The 3,048-nt window shown below is 55.2% G+C and carries 3 protein-coding genes; 1 reads left to right on the top strand and 2 read right to left on the bottom strand.

Translation table 11 applies throughout. The annotated features are described in order from the left end of the window. Window positions 1–52 precede the first annotated feature (52 nt). Both WCE46_RS05240 and WCE46_RS05235 read right to left on the bottom strand, forming a co-directional pair. Window positions 53–898: a deoxyribonuclease IV gene (locus tag WCE46_RS05240; protein WP_424732647.1), complete on the bottom strand. Its 846-nt coding sequence runs from the start codon at window positions 896–898 to the stop codon at window positions 53–55. 100 nt (window positions 899–998) lie between these two features. Continuing rightward, complete coding sequence (locus WCE46_RS05235; protein ID WP_424732646.1) at window positions 999–1,865, bottom strand: hypothetical protein; 867 nt, start codon at window positions 1,863–1,865, stop codon at window positions 999–1,001. A gap of 130 nt (window positions 1,866–1,995) precedes the next feature. On the opposite strand from WCE46_RS05235, the gene WCE46_RS05230 reads away from it, so the two are divergent. Beyond that, window positions 1,996–2,739: an MBL fold metallo-hydrolase gene (locus WCE46_RS05230; protein ID WP_424732645.1), complete on the top strand. Its 744-nt coding sequence runs from the start codon at window positions 1,996–1,998 to the stop codon at window positions 2,737–2,739. Window positions 2,740–3,048: the final 309 nt, after the last annotated feature.

Raw genomic sequence — 3,048 nt, 5'->3', positions numbered from 1 at the left:
ACGATATGATACATCGGTCTCCCGTTTAGGGATCATACCGTTTTTAATTTTTTTATGCTGCAAGCTCGCGGACTTTCCTGATATTGCCCCGGTCGTCCCGGCGTTCATCCACCGGTGTTTCGCAGATGAGTGGCAGCCGGGCAAAGACCGGGTGGCGGAAGATGCGCCGGAACCCTTCATCGCCGATGAACCCCATACCAATGTGCTCGTGCCGGTCAAGCCCGCTCCCGAGATCCCCCTTCGTATCGTTGACGTGGATCACTTTGAGACGGTCTGTACCCACCGTCGAATCCAGCTGGGCAAGAGTGGCTGCAAGACCTTCTTTGGTCCGCAGCTCGTAGCCGGCGGCAAACGCGTGGCAGGTATCGAAGCAGACACCAATCCGGTCTGTTTTTTCAATTCCGCCGATGATCGCGTGGATGTGCTCAAAACTGCTGCCCACGCTGTTCTTCTCCCCTGCAGTATTTTCAAGGAGCAGCATAACATCGTTATCGGACGCGTGAAGCGCCGCGTTCACCGCTTTTATCACCCGGGCCTGGCCGCCCGCGATCCCGTCCCCAAGATGGTGGCCGAGATGGGTGACAAGATAGGGGATTTTCAGACGCCCGCACCGGTCAAGTTCAGCTTTGATAGTCTGGACAGATTTCTCCCAGACCTCGGGTTTTGGAGAGGCAAGGTTAGGGAGATAGGGCATATGGTCAACCGGGAGAAGGCCGGACGTTTTGATTTTCTGCCGGAAAAGGGCACAGTCGTCATCCAAAAGCGGTTTGTACCCCCAACCCCGGGGGTTGCGGGAAAACATCTGGAAGACATCGCAACCGGCATCCTTTGCCCGGTCGACTGCAAGATCGAGCGAACCCGCGATCGATACATGCACACCGACTCTTACCTGTGCCATGGGCGGCCACGCTCCAGGAGGGAAATTATCTGCATCAGATCACCATTTCGGCGTACCGGCACATGGAAGTTGTGATCGGCCGGACATGAAAAAAAGGGAATTAATCCCCGCGGCGGCGAACTGCAAGAATAGCAATCCCGACACCAAGGACACCCAGTGCAGCAAACGGCAGGCCGGATTCCTGCGTTGTGGTCACCGAAGCAGTTACTGTCGTGGGCGCATTGGACTGCGTGGCCGGAGAAGTGGCCACCGTCATCCCGAGCGGGGGAACAACGTGGACAATATAATCTGAAACCGGCTGGACCCCACCAATGAGGCCGGTGTAACCGGGGCACGAATCCGATAAGGCTTCACCATTCATAAAGCTGACATTAACGCTTGAGGCATCGTTCCTGCCGTTAAAAAAGAGCGACTCGCCGGGCGAGAGGGTTTTGTACGCGACGTTCATGGTACCGCTTGTGATGGTCACATTCGAACCTGTGGCCGTGCAGGTCGTCCCGGTGCAGGCTGAACAGTTCGGAACCGTGGTGGCAGTGACCGCATAGTCACCGATGAGCGCAACCGGGAGGCTCCCGATATCTCCAGTTTCATCGGTCGCATTATCTGCGCTGGCGCCGGAGCCGTATAATTTTGCAAGCGCGATCCAGGTCCCACCGGTCCCCCCAAGGCTCACTGCAACGACTTGATCGTTTCTGGCAAACACAGAAAGAGCCGCTGCATCAGGAACAGTACCGGTGAGCGTGGAGGTATTCAGCGGCGTCCAAGAACAGACCGGGGCTGACGTGCCCGATCCGTAATCGCAGCCATATTGTTGAGGATCTGACAACGTCAGGGTGTTATTCGCAGGAGAGACATCGGTCACCGTTCCTCTGACAGTCACCTGAAGGACGACCGCACCGGCCGGGATCGCACAGATGCCAAGGAAGAGCAGGGCGGCACACAGGATTAAACACGGGACATTTTTCATAGTTCACGCATCCGATTTTATGAATTGACATGCCTTCATCGACCCGGCATCATAAAAATCCTGCACATCCGGGATCACCCGGACAGAGGACTCCTGCACCTTGAAGAGGAAAGACGATCAAGTTACGGATATGCAGGTTACCTTCCTTGGGACAAACGGCTGGTATGATTCATCAACGGGAAACACAGTCTCGACGCTTATTAAGGCACGGGACTACGATATTATTCTTGACGCGGGAAACGGAATCGCAAAGGCAGATCGGTACATCTCGCAGGACAAACCGGTCTTCCTGTTCATCAGTCATTTTCATCTCGACCATACGGAAGGGCTCCACACGCTGGTGAAGTTCCGGTTCAGGAAGGGGCTGACCATCTGCGGACAGGTTGGTACAACAGCGGATCTTGCAGGCATTGTCCGCGAGCCATATACAGTACCGCTTGAACAGGTTCCCTTCGCGGTGACCGTGACCGAACTTGCGGATGGTGCCCACGAGCTCCCCTTTAAAGTTACCAGCCTGCCGCTTGTCCACCCCGTTCCCTGCCGGGGCTTCCGGTTCGAACTTGACGGGAAGGTGATCACCTACTGCACCGATACGGGCGTCTGCGACAATGCGATCACGCTCGCACGTGAAGCCGACCTCCTCATCACCGAATGCGGTCTGAAACCCGGACAAAAAAGCCCTGGCTGGCCGCATCTCAACCCTGAGGATGCGATCCATATTGCGAAGGCGGCAAAGGTCAGGCGTCTCGCACTGATGCATTTCGGGGCGGAGGTTTACAAGACCATTGAGGAACGCCGGGCTTTAAAGGAGCAGTTCGAGGCGGAGTGCCCGGGGCTCGTGGTGTCTGAGGATGGACTCACTATAGAGGTATGAGAGGATACTCAGGCACACACAATCCATAACAACATACGGGTAATCCCCGACGTCATCCACGAACTATCTGACAAGGTACCATTCAATCCGGGTGATTGAAACGTCGCGACACAGTACCTGAACCTGTCGTCAATATATTTATCGGCCCTGCAGCGTACAAAATAATAGAAAAAAGGTGTGATTATGGATCTTTTGACGGTAGTTGTCGGGATTGTCCAGTTGATCATCGCGGTCATCTTTGCGGTGGTGGCACTGTATATCGGGTTCTCTGTCTTTGGCAAGGTCACCAGAGAAGTTGCTGAGCAGAAG

The sequence above is a fragment of the Methanoregula sp. genome, from assembly GCF_049690535.1.
Taxonomy (GTDB): domain Archaea; phylum Halobacteriota; class Methanomicrobia; order Methanomicrobiales; family Methanospirillaceae; genus Methanoregula.
Note: the sequence above shows the minus strand (reverse complement) of the source record. Positions and strands in the feature narration are given on the sequence as shown.

Excerpts from the sequence above, each read along its gene's own strand:
- WCE46_RS05240 (WP_424732647.1), bottom strand. The coding sequence starts at position 898 with ATGGCACAGGTAAGAGTCGGTGTGCATGTATCGATCGCGGGTTCGCTC.
- WCE46_RS05235 (WP_424732646.1), bottom strand. The coding sequence starts at position 1,865 with ATGAAAAATGTCCCGTGTTTAATCCTGTGTGCCGCCCTGCTCTTCCTT.
- WCE46_RS05230 (WP_424732645.1), top strand. The coding sequence starts at position 1,996 with ATGCAGGTTACCTTCCTTGGGACAAACGGCTGGTATGATTCATCAACG.